Raw genomic sequence first — 20,962 nt, forward strand, 5'->3', positions numbered from 1 at the left:
GTGCTGCTCCTTCAGGGCCTGGTGCCGGCCCACGCTCTCGTCACGATCTCTTCCACGTCGCCAGGGAAACGGTCAGCGGCCTCAAGGGCCTGCTCCCGCGTCAGCCCGAGCGCTTGCAGGCTCGTCGGAACCTTCGCCGCCTCGAACAGGTCGAACAGGCCCGTTGCCAGGTCGTCGGTTTGCAGTGCTTCTTCCAGTCGTGCCTTCGCCCGCGGTACCTCGGGTGCCTTCACCCGGGTGACTTGGGGGAGGACCGCTGCGTGTGTCTCTGCGTGCGGGAGGTTGTAGGTGCCTCCGAGGAGGTGACACAGCTTGTGGTGGATGCCGGTGCCTGCGGAGGCCAATGCGGTACCGGCGAGACAGGCGCCGTACAGGAGGTTGCTTCGAGCATCTATGTCGGTCGGGCTGGCGATGACCGCGCGCAGTCCGGTCGTGAGAGCCCGAGCGGCTTCTACCGCGGTCGTTTCGGTGATCGGGTTCGCCTTCTCCGTCCACACGGCTTCCACGCAATGCGCGAGCGCATTGGCGACGCTCGCCGCAGTCACGGCGGGTGGGAGGTGGAGGGTGAGTTGAGGGTCGTAGACGACCGTCTTCGGCAGCACCCTCAGGTCGGTGCCGGTGGTCTTGCTGCCGCCGCTGGTCTCACCCCACACCGGTGTCATCTCGGATCCGGCGTACGTGGTTGGAACCGCCACGATCTGTACGTCGGCGGTCAGCGCGATCGCCTTCGCCAGCCCGACGGCCGATCCGCCGCCGATGGCGATGACGCCGTCTGCCTGGACTTCTTGGGCCTTGGTCCGGGCCGCCTCGGCGACTTCGGTGGGGACGTGTTGCCGGACGCCGTCGATGCGCCCGGCGAAACGTTCTCTCAATCCTGCTTGGACTTCATTGGCTGCTTGCTGTGCGGATCCGGTCGCGATGACGAGGGCGCTGCGAATGCCGAGGAGTTCGACCTCCGCGGCGACCTGGTGCAGGCTGCCTGGTCCGAAGACCACGCGACCGGCGTATGAGGTGTGGATGAACGACTCGGTCATCTTGTTGCCTTAGGCCTCGATGACCTCGCGGGCGCGCAACCGGCGCAGCATGTCCAGCTCGACCTCGGTCGGTGCCGGGACGGGTTCGATGTTCTCGGCGATCTTCAGGTCCCAACCCGTGACCGCGCGAGCTTGCTCGACCGTCACGCCGGGGTGCAGACGCGTCATGGTCAGCTCGTTGGTCTCCGGGTCCGGCTCGAGGACGCCGTGGTCGGTGATCACCAGCGTCGGACCGGCGCCGGGCGCCTGCCGTTCGCGGCCGGTCGGTCCGTAGCCGACGCTCGTCACGAAGTCGAGCCGGCCGACGAACGTTCGCGGCGATTGCTTCACGATCACGATCACCCGGCCGGCGTTCGCCGCGATCTCCGGTGCGCCACCGGCACCCGGCAGCCGGGTCTTCGGTGCGTCGTGATCGCCGATCACCGTCGTGTTGATGTTCCCGAACCGGTCGATCTGCGCGGCACCGAGGAAGCCGACGTCGATCCGGCCGGCGCCGACCCAGTAGTTGAACATCTCCGGCACCGAGACCACCGAGGTCGCCGTCGCGGCCAAGTCGTCGTCCCCGATCGACAGCGGCAGCCGGCGCGGCTTGGCGTCGATCGCGCCCGACTCGTAGACCAGCCGGCAGTCGGGCGCATGCGTGTGCCTGGCCAGGTTCGCCGCGAGGTTCGGCGGACCGACACCGACCAGGCACACGTCCCCGTCATGCAGTTCGCGGGCGGCGGCGACGTTCATCATGTCCGCGCTGTTCCAGCTCTCAGACATCTGCAGCTGCCTCCAGTCCATACTCCTTGGCCCAGGCGAGGAAGGAGCCGCGATCACGCGACACCGCATCCCACTGCTGGTAGAAGTCGTTGTCCCGCGTCGAGTAGCCGAGCGCGTACGACGGCCACGCCCCACCCGGTACGACGCTGACCGCCTTCAGCACCCACTCCGGCAGAATCACCGCTCCGGTGCGCTCGGGGAACTCGTCCACGATGTCCTCGACCGTGACGATCGCCCGGTCGGCCGCGAGGATCGCCTCGCGCTGGACGCCGGTGAGACCCCACAGCATCACGTTGCCCTCGCGGTCGGCGAGCTGTGCGTGGATGACCGTCACATCGGGGTTCACGGCTCGCACCGCGGCCAGTTCTTCGCCGGTGAACGGGCAGGTGACCCGGCTGATGATGTCGCTCTGCTGCTCGAGGTCGGTGCCGCGGTAGCCCCGCAGTACGGCGAAGGGCAGTCGACCGGCGCCAGCGACGTACGCGTTGGCCAGGCCGGCATGGCTGTGCTCGTGGACGACCAGCTTGTGCGGCCAGTGGTTCTCCACGGCATCACGCAGGCGGTGCAACGAGCCGACGCCCGGATTGCCGCCGTACGAGAAGACAAGTTCGTCCGCGACGCCGAGGCCGATCAGCTGGTCGTAGACGACGTCGGGCGTCATCCGGACCAGCTTCAGGTGCCGGCGGCCCTGGCGGGCGATCTCGTGCGCGGCGGCGAACGGGATCAGGTGGGTGAAGCCCTCGAGCGCGACGGTGTCACCGTCGTGGACGTGAGTCGCTATCGCTTCGTCGAGGGGGACTGGACGGGGCATGCGCGGCTCCACTATGATTTCGCTGAGCGAAAAGTTCTTCTTTCAACGAAAAGTAGGTTAACCGATGGCCGGTGAGGCGTCCAGTGGGACCTTCCTGCAAGGTCTCGAGCGTGGGCTTGCGGTGATCCGCGCCTTCTCCACCGCGGCGCCCGCGCTGACGCTGAGCGAGGTGGCGCGCGACGTCGGCATCACGCCGGCCACCGCGCGGCGGATCCTGCTCACGCTCGAGCAGCTCGGCTACGTCCGCACCGACGGCCGCCAGTTCTCGCTGACCCCGCGCGTGCTCGCGCTCGGTTGGGCCTACCTGTCCTCGCTGGACCTCGGTGAGCTGGCCGGGCCGTACATGGAGGAGCTGAGCGCCGCAACGCGCGAGTCCTGCTCGATCGCGACGCTCGACCTCCCCGACATCGTGTACGTCGCTCGCGTCCCCACCAGCCGGATCATGACCGTGGCCCTCGGGGTAGGCGCTCGACTCCCCGCCTACCCCACCTCGATGGGCCGCGTCCTGCTGTCCGGTCTCCCGCCAGCCGACCTGGATGCGTACCTGTCGTCCCTGCAGGCCGAGTCCCTCACCGACCGCACAGTCACCTCACCCGAAGCTCTCCGCGCGGCCGTCGACCAGGCGCGCGTCGACGGCTACGCCCTGGTCGACCAGGAGCTCGAGCTAGGCCTCCGCTCCCTGGCTGCCCCCATCCGCAACTCCCGCGGCCGGATCATCGCCGCCCTCAACGTCTCCGCCCACGCCTCCCGCTCAACCCCCGACTCCCTCTGCCAGGAAGTCCTCCCGCACCTCCTGTGCGCCGCCGACCACATCACCACCGCCCTAAAACACCGCGGCCACCTCTAGCCCCCGGCTCACGCCATCTGATGGGTTACCCCACGAGCTTGTGGGTTCTGCACCCGCATGCGGGTCCAGAACCCACCATCGGATGGGTGAACCCATGAGATGCCGGAGGGGTGGGTGAGGCGAGGCGAGGAGCATGCCGACGATCCTCAGTGCTCAGTGCTCAGTGCTCAGTGCTCAGTGCTCAGTGCTCAGTGCTCAGTGCTCAGTGCTCAGTCCGGGTACGACGAAGCCCACGCCGACTGACTGGCGTGGGCTTCGAGGGCGACTTAGGCGCGGGTGGCGTTGAAGATCTCGAGGTAGTGCGGGTTGTTCATGATGCCGATGATGTTGCCGAACGGGTCCGTGACCGAGGCGGTGATGAAGCCGGTGTTCTGACCGCGCTCGGTGATCTCCTCGACGAGGGTGGCGCCGAGTTCGAGCAGCCGGGCGAGTGACGCCTCGACGTTGTCCACGTGCCAGTAGAGGATCGATCCCGCCGGTCCGCCGCCCACGGTGTGCGGGGCGAACTTGGCGTTGATGATGCCGAGCTCGGCCTGGAAGTCGCCGATCCGGAATTCGACGTACTGCGGGTCCTCCGCGGTCGGAACCGCGAAGTACGCCTCGACCCCGAGGAGCTCCGCGTACCAGTCGCGCGCCGCCTTCACGTCGTCCGCGTAGAAACTCACCGTCGCCATGCCTCGCAACATCTGCCCACATCCCTCATCCGCTGTGCTGAGGTCTCTACTCTCACAGCAGAAGCGGCCAGCTTCTGTCCGCTACTTCGACGATTCCTGCTGCTCGGATGCTTCCGAGCAGCAGCTGAAACCGTGGCCTTTGGGCACAGTCAAAGTCGTCAGTCGGTCTGGGTGACCTTGCGGAGACCGCGCGGGGCGTCGGGGTCGAGGCCGAGCTTGCGGGCGAGGGCCTCGATCGCGCGCTGGGCGGGGATGACGAGGGCCAGCGGGGCCAGAGTCTCGGGGAGATCCGGGCCGGGCAGGTTCACGTCGCAGCGGGAGGCGAAGTTCGGGTCGCCGCCGATGCCGAGGATCTTGCTGCCCTTCTCGCGGACCAGACCGGCCAGCTCGGTCATGCCGGGCAGGGCCGGGCCTTCGCCGGCGGCGACCAGGATGGTGACCAGGTCGGCGTCGACGACCGCGATCGGGCCGTGCTTCAGGTCGGCGTACGAGAGACCGCGGACCGGCTGGAGGCAGGTCTCCTCGAGCTTGAGTGCGACCTCGAGGGTGGTGCCGAAGGTCAGACCGCGACCGCTGGCGAGGACGTCGTGCGCAGCGGCGAGCAGCGCGGCGGCCTCCTCGACCGAACCCTCGAGCATCTTCGCGGCCGCGTCCGGAACGCGGGCGATGTCGGCGTCCAGCGTGCCCGGCTTCTGCGCGAGCGCGTCGACGACGACCGTGATCGCGGCCAGCTGGGTGGTGTAGGTCTTGGTCGCCGGGACCGCGAGCTCCTTGCCGGCCTGGGTGATCAGGGCGATGTCGGCGGTCGAGGCGAGCTGGCTGTCGCCGTCGTTGGTGATGCCGACCACCGCGGCGCCGTTGCGCTTGGCCCACTCCGCGGTCTCGACGATCTCCTGGGTCGCCCCGGACTGGCTGACCGCCACGACCAGCGAGTTCGACAGGTCGAGGTTGGCGCCGTACAGCGTCGCGACCGACGGAGCGGCCAGCGCGGCCTGCCGGCCGGCGTGGATCTCGGTCAGGTAGCGCCCGTAGACGCTCGCGTTGTCGGACGATCCCCGGGCAACGAAGATGACGTTGCGGCGTCCCGCGGCCAGCCGCGTGATGTCGTGCCGCAGCGGGAGAACATGCTCGAACGTCGCGGCCAGGGCGGCCGGCTGTTCGGCAATCTCGCGCGCCATCTGGGTTTCCGGGGCGGGAACAGACACCACTCAGATCACTGGTCCTATCTGGTCTTAACAGGTATGCTGCGCACGATAGCAGTGAGCGGCGTCCCGGGGCACCCCCGAGTCCCGCCCAGGTCTGGAGGATCGAGTTTCGATGGTGGCGACGAAGCGGGCCCAGGTCCGATCGGTGCTGGAACGGCTGATCGATGTCGAGCTGCATCCGGGGGATCCGATCCCCTCGGAACGGGCCTTGGTGGACAAGCTGAACGTCTCCCGGGTGACCGTGCGGCAGGCGATCAGCGACCTGGTCGAGTCCGGCGCGCTGGAGCGGGTGCACGGCAAGGGCACCTTCGTCACCGGCCCGCAGGTCGACTCCCAGTTGCACCTCACCTCGTTCTCCCGGGAGATGCGGGCCCGGGGCCTGGAACCCGGCACGGTGGTGCTGTCGGCCACCGAGATCGAGGCCTCCGACGAGACCGCGAAGGGCCTGCGGGTCGCCAAGGGCACCAAGGTGATCCGGGTCGAGCGGCTGCGCACCGCGGACGCCTCGCCGATGGCCTACGAGGTCGGCTTCTATCCGTCCGCGCTCTTCCCCGGCCTGCTCGGCCGTGAGCTCGGCACCCTGTACGACGTCTTCGCCAGCGAGTACGACGTCGTCGTCACCTCCGGTGAGCAGACCGTCCGGGCGGACAACGCCGATGGTCACGTCGCCCGGGTTCTCGGCGTGGCCAGGCGGGCACCCCTGCTGGTCCTCGAGCGCACCACCTTCGCCGGCCGCAAGGTCGTCGAGCTGTCCTGGTCGGCCTACCGGGCCGACCGCTACCGGCTGCACATGGCCCTCACCCCACGGGGCCCGCGGACCGGTTCGGCCTGACACACACTGGACCGGTCCTGTCATCAACTGGTCTGTTCTTCTGCTGTTCGCTCCCCGGTCACCTGGCCGGTCAGCAGACGGGCCGCCGGGTACGACGAAGTACCTGGCGGCGATACTGGAGCTCAACACACAGGAACTTTGTTGTGAGGAGTACCGCGAGACATGCCTATTGCCACCCCTGAGGTCTACGCAGAGATGCTGGACAAGGCCAAGCAGAACCGCTTCGCCTACTCGGCCATCAACGTCAGCTCCTCGCAGACGCTGATCGCCGCACTGCGCGGTTTCGCCGAGGCGGGCTCGGACGGCATCGTCCAGGTCTCCACCGGCGGCGCCGAGTACCTGTCCGGCTCCACCGTGAAGAACATGGTGACCGGATCCGTCGCGCTGGCGGCCTACGCGCACGAGGTCGCCAAGAACTTCCCGGTGAACATCGCGCTGCACACCGACCACTGCCCCAAGGACAAGCTGGACGGCTTCGTCCGGCCGCTGCTGGAGATCTCCGCCGAGCGCGTCGCGCGTGGCGAGAACCCGCTGTTCCAGTCCCACATGTGGGACGGCTCCGCGGTCCCGCTGACCGAGAACCTCGAGATCGCCAAGGACCTGCTGGCCAAGGCCGCGGCGGCCAAGATCGTCCTGGAGATCGAGGTCGGCGTCGTCGGTGGCGAGGAGGACGGTGTCGCCAACGAGATCAACGAGAAGCTCTACACCACCGTCGAGGACGGCCTGGCCACGGTCGAGGCGCTCGGCGCCGGTGAGCACGGCCGCTACCTGACCGCGCTGACCTTCGGCAACGTGCACGGCGTCTACAAGCCGGGCGCGGTCAAGCTGCGTCCGGAGATCCTCAAGGAGATCCAGGACCAGGTCGGCGCCAAGATCGGCAAGGAGCGCCCGTTCGACCTCGTCTTCCACGGTGGCTCCGGCTCGACCCTGGAGGAGATCCGGGCCGCGGTCGACCACGGTGTCATCAAGATGAACGTCGACACCGACACGCAGTACGCGTTCACCCGCCCGGTCGCGGCGCACATGTTCGCCAACTACGACGGCGTCCTGAAGGTCGACGGCGAGGTCGGCAACAAGAAGGCCTACGACCCGCGCGCCTGGGGCAAGGCCGCCGAGGCCGGCATGGCCGACCGCATCAAGGAAGCCTGCGAGAGCCTTCGCTCCACCGGCACCTCGCTGAACGGCTGACATCACGGTTTCTCCTTCCAGGGCTGGGTTCTGCTGAGCTTGCGCTGGGACTTCGAAGGGGCTCGTCGCTGCGGCGATGGGCCCCTTCGTCACATCCGGGCGAAATCGACGTGCCGGATGTCGGTCCGCCGGACCGCCCGCTCGAACGTGCTCGTGATGCGGTCGAGCACGGTCTTCGGGTGGTCGAGGTCGGGCCAGGAGATCCAGCACCTCTCGACTGGTGGCGGACCGTCTGCGGTGGGCGCCGGTGTGGGGTGCTCGACGTCCTCGTCGGGCTCCGCGAACCAATAGGGCCGGCGCGGCTCGAACTCGACGAGCGTGCGCTGATCCGGGAACCAGAGCGCGGCCTCGAGCTCCGGTACTTCAACATCCGGTGGCAAGGCCCTCGCCGGGTCGGGCAGGCCGGCGGTGCCGAGGATGAACCGCAGTCGCGACTCGGCCACCGAGGCCGCACCGCGGCAGTGGGCGAGGACGCCGCGGGCCCGGCCGCCGCCGTACTCGAGGAGGTCGGCGGCTCGGCGCAAGCTGCGTTTGGTGACGAGACCGGCGTACAGGGCGGCGTCGGCCAGGGCGATCGCCGGCATCGTCGGTGCTGACGACGCGACCTCGGCGACTGCTCGCGCTGCGGAGACCATCGGCAACCTGTTCCAGACCAGTACGCCGGGACCGACCGGATCCCGGATGTGCCGGTACACGCTGCCCACGCGGCCGCGGCGCCCTGCGGGAGCCGTCACGTGGACGGTCGACAGGTCGAGCCCCCAAACGGGCAGCGCATGCAGCGCCGCGGCCGACTGATGGCTCGCGAAGACCTCGCCACCCGTCGCCTGGAGCGCACGATGCACCCGCCGGACATACAGCACCTCCGGCGTCACCACCGAGAGCGCACCCTGCTCCGCATACGTCCCGTGCCGGATCCGCCGCCACCCGCCGCTCGCCAGCAGGTAGTCGATATCCGCGTCGTCATATCCACAAGCCCGGGCATCCGCCCGCCGAAACACCCCACCCCGAAGGCTGGCCATCACTGCAAGTTGAGGATTCATACCAAGAAGGTGCAGCAGTCAGCGGCCCGATCTCACCATGACTTCCAACCTGTGGAGAACTCTCAAAGGGCATAAAAAATGCTCGTCATGTGACTATGACGAGCTCGGCGCGGGTTGGTACCCAGGGTTGCCAGAGGAGGGGCATGTTGGCCTCACCGGGGGTGCGGTTGCCCTTGCGCTCGTTACAGGAGGCGTGGGCGGCGACCGCGTTGAGCCACTCGGTGCGGCCGCCTCGGGACCTGGGTTGGACGTGGTCCATGGTGTCGGCGTTCTCGAGACCGCAGTAGGCGCAGCGGAACTTGTCGCGGCGCAGGACACCGTGCTTGCTGTACTTCATCCGGCCGGCGGCGTAGCGCCAGTGGGTGACGACGTAGCGGACCAAGCGGAGCACTCTGGGCACCGGAAAGGGGCCGATGTATCGCTCGCCGTGCGCCTCTTCGACCACTGCCACCTCGCGGACCAGCATCCGGATGGCGTGCTGGATCGAGACAGTGTGCAGCGGCTCGTATGACGCGTTCAGGACTATGACGCTCATCCGGTGCCTCCTTCCGGCCGTAGCTGGGAACCACGGCGGTCTTGACGCAGGGTCTCAAGCATCCGTGGCCGGTCGGTGAACGGTCAACGGATTTCGTCAGACGGTCACGTGCCGGGCCGGCGGCGTGATCGGCGAAGATGTGCTTATGGAATTGAACAATCTGCTCTCAGGCCCACCCGAGACACTACTCCCAGTGGACCCGGCCGCGGCGGAACTCGCCGCCGGTGCCCCCGCGGTGGAGGTCGCGGCCAAGTTCCCGGCCTCCTCTTTGGCGTGGGGGACGCTGGCCGAGGCGGCCCTCGCCGAGGGAAACACCATCGAGGCGTACGCCTACGCACGGACCGGATACCACCGCGGCCTGGACGCGCTCCGGCGCAACGGCTGGAAGGGCCACGGGCCGGTTCCGTGGGAGCACGAGCCGAACCGCGGCTTCCTGCGCTGCCTGGCCGTCCTCGGCAAGGCGGCCGGCATCATCGGGGAGACCGAAGAGGCCGAACGCTGCACGACCTTCCTGCGCGACTCGTCCGCGACCGCCGCGGACGCCCTGGCCTGAAACCAGGTTGCCGGGCTGGTCACCCGACGGCAGGATGCGACGGATGACCAGCCCGTACTCCCAGCGCGGTTTCCGCGTCGGCTTCGACTGGGGTCCGGTCGGCGCCGGCGTGGTGACCGGCAACCTGGTGGCAGTCGTCGACGTGCTCTCGTTCACCACGGCCGTCACCGTCGCCACCGACCTCGGTATCGACGTCTACCCGTACCGCTGGCGTGACGAGACTGCCGTTGCCTACGCCAAGCAGTACGACGCTCACCTCGCCGTCGGCCGGTCCCAAGCCGGCCCCGGTGACGTGAGCCTGTCCCCGGTCACCATCCGGAAGGCGACCGGAGTCACCCGGCTGGTGCTCCCGTCACCCAACGGCTCGACCATCACCCAGCAGCTCAGCGACAGTGGTGCCACCGTCATCGCCGTCTCACTCCGGAACCGCTTGGCGGCTGCAGCTTGGGTCAACCAGCGGCTAGCCGCAGATCCGGGTCTGAAGGTCGTAGCGATCGCCGCCGGAGAGCGCTGGCCGGACGGGTCGCTCAGACCGGCCGTCGAGGACCTTTGGGGTGCAGGTGGCTTCCTCAGTGCACTCGAGACCGACGAGCTGTCACCGGAGGCCCGGGCGGCAGCGGCGGCGTACGACGCGGTCGCCGACGAGCTGCCCACTCTCCTGCACGACTGCGCCGGCGGTCGCGAGCTCACGCAGTACGGGTATGCCGACGACGTCCGGATCGCGGCCGAGGTAGACGAGAGTCACTCCGTACCGGTGCTGAAAGACGGTAAGCTGAGCAACGTCAATCTGAAACGATGATTTCTGCCCGTTGACAGAGCCGGCAGGCGGTGTGCGTCCCCACTTCCTGCCAACACTGGACGGTTGTAGGCGGATTCGACGGACCGGTGAAGCAGGACGCCCACGGTCTGTCCCCGCCCCGACGGGCAGCGGAAGGCTTTGCCGTGCCGGCACTCACCGGACGGATCACCTATGCCCAGGTACTACGTACTCCCGGGGCATGGAAGTTCTACCTAGCGGCCGCACCGGCCCGTATCGGGATCGCCATGACGAGCCTCGGCATCGTCTGGCTCGTCCACGCATCCACTGACTCCTACGCCATCGCCGGCACCGTCACGGGCGGCTTCGCCGTCGCCGAGGCGGTCGGCGGCCCACAGGTCGCCAAACTCATCGACCGCTTCGGCCAGACCCGCACCCTGCCCATCATCCTGCTCACGCATGCGATGGCGATGGCGGTGCTGATCGGACTCACCGTTTCGCAGACGCCCTTGTGGGTGCTGGTCGGAGCAGGTGTCCTGGCAGGCGGCTCTCTCCCGCAGCTTGGCGCGCAGACGTCTGCCCGCTGGGCCTACGCACTCAGAGGCTCAGGACTGCTGTCGTCGGCCTTCGCACTGGAGGCTCTGAGCACCAGCATCGCGTTCCTGGTCGGCCCAGGTCTGGTCGGCCTCGTGAGTTCGTTGTGGAGCCCAGTAGCTGGCACTGCGCTGGCGACCAGCCTGCTTCTGGCCGGCGGCTTCAGCCTGGTGGCACAGCGTCGGACAGCTCCGCCACCAGCATTGGCTGGTCAACAGGTGAGCTCAAGTGCCTTGCTACACAAGCGATTCCTCTCCTTGGTCGCCGCCACCGTCGGCATCGGGCTGTTCTTCGGCAGCATGCAGGTGTCGGTCACCGCCTATGCGGTGGAGCGCGGAACGCCAGCACTGGCCGGTCCGCTCTACAGCATCACCAGTCTGGTCAGCTTGGTCGCCGGGCTGGTCTATGGCGCCAGACGCTGGCCCATGGCGGTCGGCAACCAGTTCGTCTTGGCGCTGAGCGTCCTAACGGTCACGACAATGCCGCTGCTGGTCGTGAATGCGCCCTGGGCGGTCGGAATCGCTCTAGCCCTGCCAGGGCTAGCGATTGCGCCGTTCCAAACCCTCTCGGCAGTGATGACCGAGTCATCCGTGGAACCGACCGTACTGACGCAGGCGTTCACCTGGCTGAACTCAGGAAGCGCCGCAGGCATCGCCCTCGGCGCCGCCTTCGCCGGCCGAATCGTTGACGCGAACAGCCCGCATTACGGCTTCGCCGTCGCGCTACTAGCCGGCCTACTCTCGGTCCTGATGGCCACCGTGGTCAGATCGACCGGCCGAAGGCTAACCCGCGTAGGCCTCTAGTTCGACGATTCTTGAGTAGGTGGGGCCTTCGTTGCTGGCGAGGGTGCGGATGCGGATCGCGGTGGCCGTTATTGGGGTGAAGGTGGAGCTCTTGAGGCCTGCTGTGTTGCCTCGCACCTCGGCGACGGTCTGCCAGTTGGCGCCGACCTGGGCTTGGACGTCCCAGTCCTTCAGGCCGTAGCGGGCAGCTGGGTACTGCTTGGAGTTGAGGGTGTACAGATCGACTCGGCCGACGCTTTGTGGCTGGTCGAAGGTGACCTGGAGCCAGTCCGGGAAGTTGCCCTTGGTGGCGTCGTTCCAGCCGGTGGTCTTGGCCCAGTGCTCGGAGTCGCGGTCACCGTCGACGGCGCCGCAGGCCGGATAGACCGGCAGGTGCTCGCTGGAGGCGGTGACCGGCACGTAGCGGGCGAGGTTGCCGGTCGTGTCGGTCGGCGGCTCACCTACCTGCACCGGGAGCGTGAGCTTCTGGCCTCCGGCCTTGACGACGATCGAGTAGCTGCCGGGTGTGGTGCCCCGGGGCGCGTTGACGCTGATCGGGACCTTCAAGGTGTAGCCCGGCGGGAGATAGCTGGACACCAGCTTGCGCGAAAGAGTCAGCGACGTACCGGCGTCGAGGAAGGCATCGGCGTACACAGCAGTCTTTCCGCTGTTGCCGAAGCGCAACTCGAAGCCTGAGGTCGAACACGGCACGGGCGTCACCGCGACCTGCGCGACATCAGTCGCGAGAGTCAACGACTGCCGATCCGCACTTCCAGGCACAACTGCTCCCAGCACCATTGCAGCCAGTACGACGATCGCGCGCGCCCTCATCACACCGCCTCCAGACCCGGGTTGCCGGCCTCGACCACGAACGAATGGATGGTGGAGACCGGCGCGTCCGGCCGGTCGATGTAGGGCACCGCGCGGAAGTCGACGCGGAGCTCTCGCTCGGTGAACCGGAGCACGGAGTAACCCCGATTCTCGTTGACCAGCTTCAGGTGCGGATTCGCGGCGAGGAACTTCTGGCCGTTGGCCGAGACGTCGACGCCGTTGCCACCACTGCTGAACGAGGTCGGAACGATCTCCACCCCGTAGGTCTGCGACGACGGATCAGCGAAGTCGCGCTTCATGTCCATCGCGTAGCCCGCGTGCACATCGCCGGTCAGGACGACCGGGTTGCGGTGCCGGTTGGCGGCGAGACCGTCGAGCATCACCTTCTGCTCGGCGCCGTAGCCGTCCCAGGCATCCATGTTGTAGAGGTCTGCCGGGGTCGGGTCGAGATCCATCCGGCTCATGATCACCTGGTTGGCCAGCACGTTCCAGGTGGCACGAGAGCGATCGAGACCGGCCAGGAACCACCGCGTCTGCTCAGCGCCGGCCAGCACGCGCGCGGGATCACGACGAGCGTCGGAGTCCGCCTTCCACCCGTCGCCGGCTGCCTGGTCGGATCGGTACTGCCGCGTGTCCAGCACGCTCAGCTCGGCAAGCCGACCGAAGGTGAGACGCCGGTAGAGCAGGTAGTTCGGTCCCTCGGGGGCAGGTCCGCGCAGCGGCAGGTGCTCCCAATACGCGCGGTAGGCGTTGGCACGCCGTACCAGGAAGTCTTCGACCGGAGCGTTGCTCTTCGACGTCAGCCCGGCGTAGTTGTCCTGGACCTCGTGGTCGTCCCAGGTGGTGATCCAGGGAGCGTTGAGATGGGCCGCCTGCAGGTTCGGGTCCGACTTGTAGAGCGCGTACTGCAGGCGGTACCGGTCGAGCGTGTCCGCCTCGGTGCGGAACTGGTCCGGGACGGGGTCGGTCAGGTTCCGGAGCCCGCCAGCCGCTGCGACGCCGTACTCGTAGATGTAGTCGCCCAGGAAGACCACCGCGTCGACGTCCTCGTCGGCCAGATGCCCTTGCGCTGTGTAGTACCCGTCCGGCCAGGACTGGCAGGAACTCACACCGAGCGTCAGCCGCCCACCACGCTGGCCGGGCGCGGGCGCCGTACGGGTGCGTCCGGTTTGGCTGAGGTAGCCGTCGACGCGGAAGCGGTACCAGTAGTGACGGCCGGGCTGTAGGCCTCGGACGTCGACGTGCACACTGTGCGCGAACTCCGGCCGAGCGGTGGCGTGGCCGGAGCGCACGATCTTGCGGAAGTGCTCGTCAGCAGCGACCTGCCAGTCGACACCGACCTTCTTGTACGGCGCTCCGCCCAGCGGCTCGAATGGCCGTGGCGCGAGGCGGGTCCAGATCACGACCGCGTCGGGCAGCGGGTCACCTGACGCAACGCCGAGCGTAAAGGGGTTGCCGGTCAGGCTGCCGGACGGTTTCAGGGCTGTGCCCGGCAGGTTGGTGCCGAACGCCACCGCGGTGGCGGCGCCGGTAAGGGTGAGGAACCGGCGTCGGGCCAGCCTCACTGCGGGTCTCAGATCTTCGGTCACCGGTTATCCCTTCAGACCACTGGAGAAGCCACGGATGACATAGCGCTGCAGGACCAGGAAGACGAGCAGGATCGGCAGGGCGGCGAGCACCAGGCCGGCCGCGACCAAGCCGTAGTCGGAGGTGTATTCGTTGACGAAGGCAAAGATCCGGACCGGCACGGTTTCTCGGCCCGAGCCGCCCAGGTAGAGCAACGGCGTGAAGAAGTCGTTCCAGATGTGGACGGCGTTCAGGATCAGGACGGTGCCGGTGATCGGCCGGAGCAGCGGGAAGATCACGTGGCGGAAGGCTTGCAGGTGTGAGGCTCCGTCGATCAGCGCCGCGTTGGTGTAGTCGGCCGGCAGGGACCGGATGAAGCCGGTGTACAGGAACACGGTGAACGGCAGCTGAATCCCTGTGTAGAAAAGGATCATGCCCTGGTACGTGCCGAGCAGGCCGAGGTCGTTGACGAGTTGGTAGAGCGGGATCATGCCGAGCTGGAACGGCAGGATGATCCCGACCAGGAACAGGATGTAGAGGCTGTAGCTCAGTCGCGAGGCGCGGCGCGCGAGGAAGTACGCCGCGAGTGATCCGAGCACGATCAACGCGAGCACGCTGGACACGGTGATCAGGGTGCTGTTGAGCAACGCCGACCCGAGGGACGCCGACTGCCAGGCCGTGCCGAAGCTGTCCACCGACGGTGGGTCGGGCGGCGACAGCGGCGCGTTCGCGATCTGGCCGGGATCCTTGAACGCCAGCGTGACAAGGGCATAGACCGGGAACAGGAAGGCGACCGCGACGGCCACCATCACGAGCTCCAGGACGAACGTGCGTGGCCGGTACGCCGTCCTCATGCGGCCGTCTCCCTCGAACGCAGGTAGCCGATCTGGATGAACGAAACCGCCGCGACGAAGATCGCCAGCACCAGCGCGACCGCGGTGCTGTAGCCGAACTTGCCGAACACGAACGCCTGTTTGTAGAGCACGGTGGACAACGTGTCGGTGGCATAGCCGGGACCACCGTTCGTCATCGCGATGATCTGGGTGAACAAGGTCAGCCCACCGACTGTCGACAGCATCACGTTGATCGTCACGGCCGGTGCCAGCAACGGCCAGGTGATGTGCCGGAAGCGCGCGACCGTCCCGGCGCCGTCCACCATCGCCGACTCGTGCAGCTCCGGCGGCACGCCTTCCAGTCCGGCCAGGAAGATCACCATCGAGTAGCCGGCGCATTGCCAGATCACCGTGAAGGCGACCGACCAGATCGCCAACGACGGGTTGCCCAGCCAGTCCTGCCGCAGTGAACCCAGACCCACTGCCCCGAGCGCGGCGTTCAGGCCCGCGTCCGGCGCCGGGTTGTAGACGTACTTCCACAGGAACGACACCATCACCGGACTGACCACGACCGGCGCGAAGAAGATCACTCGCAGCACCATCCGGCTCTTGATGGCGGTGTGGACCCCGAGCGCCAGAAGCAGTCCCAGCCCGTTCTGTACGACGACGATCGCGACCGTGAGGAACAGCGTGTTCCGCAGTGCACCAAGAGCCTGGTCGTCGTGGAGCAGTTGCTGGAAGTTCGCCAGGCCGACGAATGACCGCTGCTCGCCGACACCGGACCAGTCCGTGAACGCCGACCCCGCGCCGACGATGCTCGGATAGAGCATCACCAGCGCATACACGAGCAGGGCCGGCGCCGCGAAGAACCATGGCGGCGCGATCCCACCGCGCCCGCCAAATCGTCGTACCGTCATGCCGTCTTCCGGTAGGCCTCGTCCATCTTTTTCAGGGCGCCGTCGACCGTGGTCTTGCCGCCGAGAAGCTCTTGTACGACGGCGAAGTGGGTCGGCTGGACCTCGGCGTTCGGCCAGCGCTGGTCCATGAACGGGACCGCCTTGTTGTCCGCGAGGTAAGGCAGGAAGGGTTTCAGGACCGGGTCGACCTTGGCCTCGCCGTCGGAGTACAGCGGGACGCAGGCGACGGCCTCGGCCCAGGCACTGACGACGTCCGGTTGCCCGCAGAACTCGATGAACTTGCGCGCCTGGTCGGCCTTCTTGCTCTTGGCGCTGACGGCGAGGCCGACCACGATGCCGCCCGGGATCCAGTTGTCCGCGACCGTGTCGGTCGCGGGGAAGGGGAACATCCCGAGGTCGTCCGGCTTCGGTGCGGCCGCGCGGTAGGCCTGCAGGACGGCCGAGACCTGGACGGCCATCGCCGCCTTGCCGGTGCCGACCATCGAGGTGGCCTGCTCGTACGTCGTACCGTTCGGGTTGTCGTTGAAGAACCCGCGCTTCTGCAGTTCCAGGTACTTGTTCATCGCGTCGGCCCAGCCGGAACCTGCGAACGTCGCCGAGCCCGCCGCCATCTTGTCGTCGAAGTCGGGCTGCTTGGCGTAGACCGTGCCAGGGACCAGCGCGTAGTTGATCAGCTGCGTCACCCACGGGGTCTGCGCGCCGAGTGCCAGCGGCACAATGCCCTTGTTTTTCAGGGTTTCGCAGACCTTCAGCAGCTCGCTCCACGTCGTCGGCGGCTGAACCCCGGCCGCCGCGAAGGCCTTCTTGTTGTAGATGGCGCCGAGCACGCTGGTGCCCGGCGAGAAGATGTAGGTCTTGCCGTCCTGCTGGTAGGCGCCCTTGAACCCGGTGGGGATCTTCTGGGTCCAGGCCTGGTCGCTGAGATCCGCGAGCAGCTTCGCCTTGCTCAGCTGGACCATCGACATCGCGCTGCCGTTGCCGGGATAGACCGCGTGCAGATCGGGAGCGTTGCCGGCCGCCAGTTGGGCCCGCAGCGCCGTCTGCAACTGATCCGCCGGCGAGAAGGACAGATTGAAGTCGAAATCCGGGTTCTTCGCCTTGTACTCGTCCAGCGCTTTGCGCAGACCGGCCTCCTGGCTGCCTGCGCCGATCACCTTCAGCGTGCCGCCGCTGCCGCCGGACGAACTGCTCCCACAGGCTGCGAGCGTGCCGGCCGCTACCGCACCACCCGTCAGCTGCAGGAGACGCCGACGGCTGACGGAACGCTCGAATACGGATGCCACGGTTCCTCCTGAGCACGGAGCGGACGACGCTCTGGAAATATCGTCGATTAACGTGAACTCAACGTGAAGAAGTGTTAACTTCTCACGCCGCGCACGCTACGGACGCCGTGGAGCGGGTGTCAAGACCTGAGTTGAAAGGATTCATCCGCGGCGGCCCGGGCCGCATACTCGGCCGGTGTCAGGCCGATCTGGGCTTTGAACTCCTTGGAGAAGTGCGCCTGGTCGAAGTACCCGAGGGCGGCCGACAGCTCGGCCAGCTCGGCGACCTCGCCGCGCGCCAGCAGTTCGGCGCCGTCGTGCAACCGGTAACGGCGCAACACCCACTTCGGCCCAACGCCGACGTACCGGCGGAAGAGGCGTTGCAGCGTCCGGATCGGTACGTCGAAGCGGTCGGTGATCTCGTCGACCCGCGCCAATGAACGGTCCTCGGCCATGGCCGTGACGATCCGCCGGACCAGCTCGTACGACGGGTCCGGCGGAGCGAGGTGATCACTGAGGAACGCCTCGAACACAGCCCGTCGCCGTACGTCGGACTCTTCCGCGAACACGAGGTCGGACAGCCGGTCGTCATCGGGGAAGACGGTGGTCAGCGGCACCACCTGGTCGCTGAAGGAGGCGACGTCCAGCCCGGTCACCGCACCGAAGCCGCCGGCCCAGAACTTCACTCCGAAGACCCGGCCGCGGCCGCTGAGCTGCCGCTCGAACTTGCGCGTGTAGACGCCGTTCACGAACGCACCGCCGGGCTGCTCGAAGGTGACATTCACACTCGGGAACGGGAGCACCTCGGCGGTGTAGGGCTCGTCCAGGTCCCACTCGACGATCCAGTACCACTCCACGAACCGACCGGCCGCGGGGCCGGGAGCTAGCCGGTTCAGAGTGCGATGCCGGGCCTGCTCCCTCGGGTGCAGGATGCCCTTCTCACCTGACCGAGGTGGTGGGGTGGGGTCAGTCATCAATACTGTCTTCGGGCTGGCTCACAGGGGCTGTCGCTTTCTTACAAGACCGGTCCGGCGGTCGACGGGTTGACTAAGAGCATGACGACGGACACCGACAAAAACAGCGTAGTAAATCCCATCCCCGACGGTTATCACTCGCTCACGCCGTACCTGGCGGTTCCGGACGGCCCGAAGGCGATCGCTTTCTACGAAGAGGTCTTCGGCGCCCAGGTGATCAGCCGGCAGGACCTGCCGGACGGCCGCGTCGGTCAGGCGGAGTTGCTGTTCGGGAACTCGATGCTGCAGCTCAGTGACCAGATGCCGCAGATCGGGCTGCAGGCGCCGAACGGGGAGTGGGTGCACTCGTCGCTGGTGCACTACGTGCCGGACGTGGACGCGACGTACGCGAAGGTGATCGCGGCGGGAGCGAAGCCGGTGGAGCAGGTGCAGACCTTCATGACCGGCGACCGGTTCGGGACGGTGATCGACCCGTTCGGGCATCGCTGGGCGATCCTCACGAAGGTCGAGAACGTGTCTCGCGAAGAGGCCGATCGGCGGGTCCAGGAGTGGCTCGACGCCAACCCGGCGGAGCTGTCCTGAGCCAGACATAAGCCTGTCTGCCTCAAGAAATGAGACTGTCTGCCTCAAGAAATGAGGAAGCGGCCCGCCGGAACCGTCCCCTGCGGCAGTTTCGGCGGGCCGCTGACTAAGAGTGTGCACGTGATCACGGAAATTGGCAACCCGTTGCGTGATGAAACACTTACTTCAAGTGGTTGTTCCGCGCGGCCGGACAAGGAATCGGGTCGGTGGACCGAGGTCCGGTAGGCTTCGGTCGTAAGAGCCTGGAAGCGTCACCGGATGAACGATCGGTGAACGTCTCCGGGCTTCACCGTTTCAGAGGAGGGCTGAGATGCCCGCAATCGTGCTCGTCGGTGCCCAGTGGGGCGACGAGGGTAAAGGCAAGGCGACCGATCTGCTCGGCAACACGGGCGAGGTCATCGACTACGTGGTCAAGTTCAACGGCGGTAACAACGCCGGCCACACGGTGGTGATCGGCACCGAGAAGTATGCGCTGCACCTGCTGCCGAGCGGCATCCTGACTCCCGGTGTGACGCCGGTGATCGGCAACGGGGTCGTGGTCGACCTCGGTGTGCTGTTCGAGGAGCTGGACGCGCTGCAGGCGCGCGGCGTGGACACGTCCCGGCTGGTGATCAGCGCGAGCGCGCACCTGATCCCGCCGTACAACCGGACTCTCGACAAGGTCGCCGAGCGCTTCCTCGGCAGCCGCAAGATCGGTACGACGGGTCGCGGGATCGGACCGACGTACGCCGACAAGATGAACCGGATCGGCATCCGCGTCCAGGATCTGTACGACGAGAAGATCCTGGAGCAGAAGGTCACCGGGGCGCTGGAGCAGAAGAACCAGCTGCTGGTGAAGGTCTACAACCGGCGTGCGGTCGAGATCCGCGAGGTGCTGGACGAGCTGCTCGGGTACGCCGAGCGTCTCCGCCCGATGGTCGCCGACACCAGCCTGCTGCTGAACAAGGCGCTGGACGACGGCAAGACCGTACTGATGGAGGCCGGCCAGGCCACGCTGCTCGACGTCGACCACGGGACCTACCCGTTCGTCACTTCCTCGAACGCGATCTCCGCCGGTGCCTGCACGGGTACCGGGATTCCGCCGACCCGCATCGACCGCGTGATGGCGGTCGTGAAGGCCTACACGACCCGTGTGGGTGAGGGCCCGTTCCCGACCGAGCTGCTCGACGCCGACGGTGAGTGGCTGCGCCAGCAGGGCTTCGAGTTCGGTACGACGACCGGCCGCCCCCGCCGTTGTGGCTGGTACGACACGGTCATCGCCCGCTACGCAGCCCGCGTGAACGGCGTCTCCGACTTCGTCCTGACGAAGCTGGACACGCTCACTGGTCGCGAGAAGATCCCGGTCTGCGTCGCGTACGACGTCAACGGCGTCCGGCATGAAGAGATGCCGATGACCCAGACCGACTTCCACCACGCCACCCCGGTCTACGAAGAGTTCGACGGCTGGTCCGAAGACATCACCGGCTGCCGCAACTTCGAGGACCTCCCGAAGGCGGCCCAGTCCTACGTCCGCGCCGTCGAGTCCCTCAGCGGCGCCCGCATCTCCGCCGTCGGCGTAGGCCCCGAACGCTCCCAGATGGTCCAGCTCTAACCCACCGTCGGCTGCCCACCCCAGGCAGCCGACGGTCATACCGTGGTCATACTTGCGCTAAGCTGATGCCATGGCGGTCAAGAAGAAGACCTTGTCCTTCGATGCGGAGACCTGGGCGGCAGTCGAGCGCCGTGCGCGGAGCGCCCACACGACGCCGTCCGCGTACGTCAATGAGCTGATCGAGAAGAGCGAACGGCTGTATCGCGGGCTGGAAGCGGTCTCGGACTGGGAGGCCGAGCACGGCGCGATCGCTGCCGCTGACCTCGACTGGGCAGATAAAGCATTGGCCGAGGCGCAGCGGGAGGCGGCTGATGACCGCCTTGCAATGGAGGATCCTCAGGCGTGACACGGTTGGTGTATGACGCCGGTGCGCTGATTGCAGCCGAGCGGAACGACTCTCGGCTATGGGCCATGCATCTGCGTGCGTTGACACGCGGCCTCGAGCCGACCGTGCCCGCCGCCGTTCTGGCACAGGTTTGGCGTGGTCAGCAGCAGCGAGGACTTCGGCGACTGATCCAGGGATGTGAGGTCGTGCCGCTCACGCAGGAGTTGGCGACTTGGGTTGGTGAGTTGCTGGCGATCGCCGGCCGGTCTGACGTGGTCGATGCTCAGGTTGTCGCGTGCTGTCTGCAGCAAGGCGCGACCTGTGTTACCTCGGATCGTGGGGACATCGCGCACTTGGCTGAGGCGGCCCGGGACAGTGCGTGGCGTGGGAACACCCGATGGAAGATGCCGATCATCTCGCTCTGAGGCGAGGGGTGGGGCTTGGGCGAGCTCGTTTGTCCGACT

At 67.3% G+C, this 20,962-nt stretch carries 23 protein-coding genes; 10 read left to right on the forward strand and 13 right to left on the reverse strand.

What is annotated here, in order from left to right; genetic code table 11:
* Positions 1–11: 11 nt before the first annotated feature.
* From ACFVWG_RS38775 to ACFVWG_RS38785, 3 genes are read right to left on the reverse strand one after another with little or no spacing between them, the layout of a single operon-like run.
* A complete protein-coding gene (locus tag ACFVWG_RS38775) occupies positions 12–1,034 on the reverse strand; it encodes a maleylacetate reductase (protein WP_391548505.1) in 1,023 nt (340 codons plus the stop codon).
* A 9-nt stretch (positions 1,035–1,043) separates the two neighbouring features.
* Positions 1,044–1,799: a CoA-transferase subunit beta gene (locus ACFVWG_RS38780; protein ID WP_391548506.1), complete on the reverse strand. Its 756-nt coding sequence runs from the start codon at positions 1,797–1,799 to the stop codon at positions 1,044–1,046.
* On the reverse strand, positions 1,792–2,610 hold the full coding sequence (locus ACFVWG_RS38785; protein WP_391548507.1) for a CoA transferase subunit A: 819 nt from the start codon (positions 2,608–2,610) through the stop codon (positions 1,792–1,794). Before ACFVWG_RS38785 ends, ACFVWG_RS38780 begins: the two co-directional genes overlap by 8 nt.
* 64 nt (positions 2,611–2,674) lie before the next feature.
* Between ACFVWG_RS38785 and ACFVWG_RS38790 the strand changes: the two genes are divergently transcribed.
* Positions 2,675–3,457, forward strand: a complete 783-nt coding sequence (locus tag ACFVWG_RS38790) for an IclR family transcriptional regulator C-terminal domain-containing protein (protein ID WP_391548508.1) — start codon at positions 2,675–2,677, stop codon at positions 3,455–3,457.
* Between the two features lie 266 nt (positions 3,458–3,723).
* Here the strand turns inward: ACFVWG_RS38790 and ACFVWG_RS38795 are convergent, their stop codons facing one another.
* Complete coding sequence (locus tag ACFVWG_RS38795) at positions 3,724–4,131, reverse strand: VOC family protein (protein ID WP_391548509.1); 408 nt, start codon at positions 4,129–4,131, stop codon at positions 3,724–3,726.
* Positions 4,132–4,289: 158 nt separating this feature from the next.
* Positions 4,290–5,309: an SIS domain-containing protein gene (locus ACFVWG_RS38800; RefSeq protein WP_391548510.1), complete on the reverse strand. Its 1,020-nt coding sequence runs from the start codon at positions 5,307–5,309 to the stop codon at positions 4,290–4,292.
* A 139-nt stretch (positions 5,310–5,448) separates the two neighbouring features.
* Between ACFVWG_RS38800 and ACFVWG_RS38805 the strand changes: the two genes are divergently transcribed.
* Together ACFVWG_RS38805 and fbaA are read left to right on the forward strand one after the other, a co-directional pair.
* Positions 5,449–6,168, forward strand: a complete 720-nt coding sequence (locus tag ACFVWG_RS38805) for a GntR family transcriptional regulator (RefSeq protein WP_391548511.1) — start codon at positions 5,449–5,451, stop codon at positions 6,166–6,168.
* 162 nt (positions 6,169–6,330) lie between these two features.
* Positions 6,331–7,356 carry a class II fructose-bisphosphate aldolase gene (gene fbaA / locus ACFVWG_RS38810; protein ID WP_391548512.1) on the forward strand — a complete coding sequence of 342 codons (1,026 nt, stop codon included), beginning with the start codon at positions 6,331–6,333 and terminating at the stop codon, positions 7,354–7,356.
* Between the two features lie 89 nt (positions 7,357–7,445).
* Here the strand turns inward: fbaA and ACFVWG_RS38815 are convergent, their stop codons facing one another.
* Positions 7,446–8,396, reverse strand: coding sequence for a type IV toxin-antitoxin system AbiEi family antitoxin domain-containing protein (locus ACFVWG_RS38815; protein ID WP_391548513.1), 951 nt, complete (start codon positions 8,394–8,396; stop codon positions 7,446–7,448).
* 85 nt (positions 8,397–8,481) lie between these two features.
* Complete coding sequence (locus tag ACFVWG_RS38820; protein ID WP_391548514.1) at positions 8,482–8,931, reverse strand: HNH endonuclease; 450 nt, start codon at positions 8,929–8,931, stop codon at positions 8,482–8,484.
* 145 nt (positions 8,932–9,076) lie between these two features.
* Between ACFVWG_RS38820 and ACFVWG_RS38825 the strand changes: the two genes are divergently transcribed.
* The 3 genes from ACFVWG_RS38825 (at position 9,077) to ACFVWG_RS38835 (ending at position 11,638) form a co-directional block, all read left to right on the forward strand.
* Entirely contained in the window at positions 9,077–9,484 is a 408-nt protein-coding gene (locus ACFVWG_RS38825) for a DUF3151 domain-containing protein (RefSeq protein WP_391548515.1), read from the forward strand.
* 43 nt (positions 9,485–9,527) lie between these two features.
* Entirely contained in the window at positions 9,528–10,283 is a 756-nt protein-coding gene (locus ACFVWG_RS38830) for a 2-phosphosulfolactate phosphatase (RefSeq protein WP_391548516.1), read from the forward strand.
* Positions 10,284–10,426: 143 nt separating this feature from the next.
* A complete protein-coding gene (locus tag ACFVWG_RS38835; RefSeq protein WP_391548517.1) occupies positions 10,427–11,638 on the forward strand; it encodes an MFS transporter in 1,212 nt (403 codons plus the stop codon).
* On the opposite strand, the gene ACFVWG_RS38840 is transcribed toward ACFVWG_RS38835, so the two are convergent.
* The 6 genes from ACFVWG_RS38840 to ACFVWG_RS38865 all read right to left on the reverse strand — a co-directional run bounded on the left by ACFVWG_RS38840 (position 11,618) and on the right by ACFVWG_RS38865 (position 18,000).
* A complete protein-coding gene (locus ACFVWG_RS38840; protein WP_391548518.1) occupies positions 11,618–12,448 on the reverse strand; it encodes a discoidin domain-containing protein in 831 nt (276 codons plus the stop codon). The genes ACFVWG_RS38835 and ACFVWG_RS38840 overlap by 21 nt on opposite strands.
* Complete coding sequence (locus ACFVWG_RS38845) at positions 12,448–14,037, reverse strand: alkaline phosphatase D family protein (protein WP_391548519.1); 1,590 nt, start codon at positions 14,035–14,037, stop codon at positions 12,448–12,450. Before ACFVWG_RS38845 ends, ACFVWG_RS38840 begins: the two co-directional genes overlap by 1 nt.
* Before the next feature lie 3 nt (positions 14,038–14,040).
* Positions 14,041–14,868 (reverse strand): carbohydrate ABC transporter permease, encoded by an 828-nt coding sequence (locus ACFVWG_RS38850; RefSeq protein WP_391548520.1) that lies wholly within the window; start codon positions 14,866–14,868, stop codon positions 14,041–14,043.
* Positions 14,865–15,764: a carbohydrate ABC transporter permease gene (locus ACFVWG_RS38855; RefSeq protein WP_391548521.1), complete on the reverse strand. Its 900-nt coding sequence runs from the start codon at positions 15,762–15,764 to the stop codon at positions 14,865–14,867. The genes ACFVWG_RS38850 and ACFVWG_RS38855 overlap by 4 nt, the downstream gene beginning before the upstream one ends.
* Positions 15,761–17,047: an ABC transporter substrate-binding protein gene (locus ACFVWG_RS38860; RefSeq protein WP_391548522.1), complete on the reverse strand. Its 1,287-nt coding sequence runs from the start codon at positions 17,045–17,047 to the stop codon at positions 15,761–15,763. Before ACFVWG_RS38860 ends, ACFVWG_RS38855 begins: the two co-directional genes overlap by 4 nt.
* Positions 17,048–17,166: 119 nt before the next feature.
* Positions 17,167–18,000 carry a DUF6597 domain-containing transcriptional factor gene (locus ACFVWG_RS38865; RefSeq protein WP_391548523.1) on the reverse strand — a complete coding sequence of 278 codons (834 nt, stop codon included), beginning with the start codon at positions 17,998–18,000 and terminating at the stop codon, positions 17,167–17,169.
* 81 nt (positions 18,001–18,081) lie between these two features.
* On the opposite strand from ACFVWG_RS38865, the gene ACFVWG_RS38870 reads away from it, so the two are divergent.
* From ACFVWG_RS38870 to ACFVWG_RS38885, 4 genes are all read left to right on the forward strand, one after another.
* The gene (locus ACFVWG_RS38870) at positions 18,082–18,582 is read left to right on the forward strand and encodes a VOC family protein (protein ID WP_391548524.1); all 501 of its coding nucleotides are present in this window, start codon (positions 18,082–18,084) and stop codon (positions 18,580–18,582) included.
* Positions 18,583–18,892: 310 nt separating this feature from the next.
* Positions 18,893–20,173, forward strand: coding sequence for an adenylosuccinate synthase (locus tag ACFVWG_RS38875; protein WP_391548525.1), 1,281 nt, complete (start codon positions 18,893–18,895; stop codon positions 20,171–20,173).
* A 70-nt stretch (positions 20,174–20,243) separates the two neighbouring features.
* Positions 20,244–20,519 carry a hypothetical protein gene (locus ACFVWG_RS38880; RefSeq protein WP_391548526.1) on the forward strand — a complete coding sequence of 92 codons (276 nt, stop codon included), beginning with the start codon at positions 20,244–20,246 and terminating at the stop codon, positions 20,517–20,519.
* Positions 20,516–20,923 carry a type II toxin-antitoxin system VapC family toxin gene (locus tag ACFVWG_RS38885; protein WP_391548527.1) on the forward strand — a complete coding sequence of 136 codons (408 nt, stop codon included), beginning with the start codon at positions 20,516–20,518 and terminating at the stop codon, positions 20,921–20,923. The genes ACFVWG_RS38880 and ACFVWG_RS38885 overlap by 4 nt, the downstream gene beginning before the upstream one ends.
* The last annotated feature ends 39 nt before the right edge of the window (positions 20,924–20,962 follow it).

The organism is Kribbella sp. NPDC058245, from assembly GCF_042882005.1.
GTDB lineage: Bacteria > Actinomycetota > Actinomycetes > Propionibacteriales > Kribbellaceae > Kribbella.